We start from the raw sequence: 2,399 nt of genomic DNA on the forward strand, positions 1-2,399 counted from the left end.
CAGGCCGTTGTTATCGGAGGTGGTCTTGTCGGTTGTTCGATTCTCTACCATCTTGCCAAGCTTGGCTGGACCGACGTTGTTCTGCTGGAGCGGGACGAGCTGACCAGTGGTTCGACCTGGCATGCGGCGGCGGGGATTCACGGGCTGCACGACAACAACAATGTCACCCGTATCCAGCATTACACGATGAACCTGTACAAGGAGCTGGAGAAGGAAACCGGGCAGGGGTGTGGCGTGTTTCAGCCCGGATCGCTCTATCTGGCCCAGACGCAGGACCGCGAGCACCAGTTGCGCCTGCAGGAGTCCAAGGCCAGGTTCTATGGCCTGAACTTCTATGAAGTCAGCCGGGAACAGGCCAAAGAGCTGCATCCGCTGGCACAGTTCGATGACGTGCGCTGTATCATGTACGAGCCCGACGGCGGCAATGTCGATCCTTCGGGTGTCACGCATGCCTATGCGGCGGGTGCGCGGGCGATGGGAGCGACGATCGAGCGGTTTTGCCCCGTGTTAGGGACGGAACAGCAAGCCGATGGCTCGTGGATCGTGCGCACCGAAAAGGGGGATATCCACACGCAATGGGTGGTCAATGCCGCCGGTCTCTGGGGGCGCGAGGTTGCGGCGATGGCCGGGCTGACACTGCCGCTGCAGCCGACCGAGCATCAGTATTTCGTGACCGAGACGATTGATGAGGTTGCCAATCTGGGCCGCCGTCTGCCCTCCATCGCGGACCGGGATGGGGAGTATTACTTCCGTCAGGAAGGCAACGGCCTGCTGATCGGGGCCTATGAAAAGGATATGCGGTTCTGGGCCGAAGAGGGGACGCCACTGGATTTCGCGCATGATCTGTTCCCCGACGATCTGGACCGGATCATGGACAATGTCATCCGTGCAACCGAACGGGTGCCGGTGGCGGCCACGGCGGGGGTCAAACGGGTGATCAATGGCCCGATGATCTGGTCGCCGGATTCCAACGCGCTCTGGGGGCCGGTGCCGGAACTGAAGAACTATTTCCTGTGCGGCGGTATCATTCCGGGCTTCAGCCAGTCCGGCGGTCTGGGCCTGCTTGCGGCGCAATGGATGATCGACGGTGAGCCGCAATATGACATGTTCGCCTGGGATCTGGCCCGTTTCGGAGACTGGGCAGACAAGAAATTCACCAAGGCGAGGGTCGAGGATGTCTATACCCATCGTTTCGCCATCCACTTCCCGAACGAAGAACGCAGCGCCGGCCGTCCGGCCCGTGTCCGTCCGGCTTACGAGATGCAAAAGGACATGGGCTGTGTCTTTGGCCTGAACTGCGGCTGGGAACATCCGCTGTGGTTCGCCGATCAGCCGGGCACCGTCGAGACCAACGGCTTTACCCGCCAGAACTGGTGGGCGCCGGTCGGCCGCGAGGCCGAGATGCTGCGCAGGAACGTGGGCGTTATCGACATCTCGAACTTCGCCAATTACGTCATCAAGGGTCCGGGCGCGCATGAGTGGCTGGACCGGCTGGTCGCCAACAGGGTACCGACCGAGGTGGGGCGTTCGTGTCTGACGCCTCTGATCTCGGTCCGGGGCGGTGTGGCCGGTGATTTCACGATTACCAAGGTCGCAGAAGATGAATACATGATGATCGGCTCGGGCATGGCCGAACGCTATCACCAGCGGTTCTTCAACATGGTCGACCTGCCCGAAGGCACCACATTCGAGGTGGCCACCGACCGCATCGCAGGGTTCAACGTTGCCGGTCCCAAATCGCGCGACACGCTTCAGCGGCTGACCAATGCGGATCTGTCGAACGAGGCATTTCGCTTCATGCGCTCCGCGACCATCGAGGTTGCTGGCGTCCCCTGTCTGGCCATCCGCGTCAGCTTTACCGGCGATCTGGGGTGGGAGTTGCACTGCGCGGAAAGTGACCAGATCAGGCTCTATTCCGCACTTTTGGAGGCCGCAAAGCAGTTTGATGGCGGCCCCGTGGGTGGCCGCGCCCTCGGATCGCTGCGCATCGAGAAAGGCTATGGCTCGTGGGGCAGGGAGTATTCTCAGGAATACTGGCCACAGGAGGTTGGGCTGGCTGGCCTCATCAAACAGGACAAGAATTTCCTGCACAAGGACGCCTGGCTGGCCATCAGGGACAACGCCCCGCGAGAGGTGCTGTCGATCTTCGAGGTCGAGGTGCCGCATGACGCTGACGCGACCGGCGGCGAGCCGATTTTCACGCCCGATGGCAAACCCGTGGGCCGCGTGACATCCGGCGCCTATGGCTATTCGGTCGGCAAATCACTGGCAATCGGCTATGCGGACCCGCAGGTGGCGCAGCCGGGCGATGAGGTCGAGATCTTTATTCTCGGCAAACCTCACAAGGCCAAAATCCTCGCCGAACCGCCATTCGACCCAAAAGGCCAAAGATTGCGGGA

Annotated in this window: 1 protein-coding gene; it reads left to right on the plus strand. The window is 61.5% G+C overall.

What is annotated here, in order from left to right:
• Positions 1–2,399, plus strand: a 2,399-nt coding sequence (locus ACR0NW_RS23945) for a GcvT family protein (protein ID WP_480453297.1), incomplete at both ends; no start/stop codon positions are given.

The organism is Ruegeria sp. CF5, from assembly GCF_056537325.1.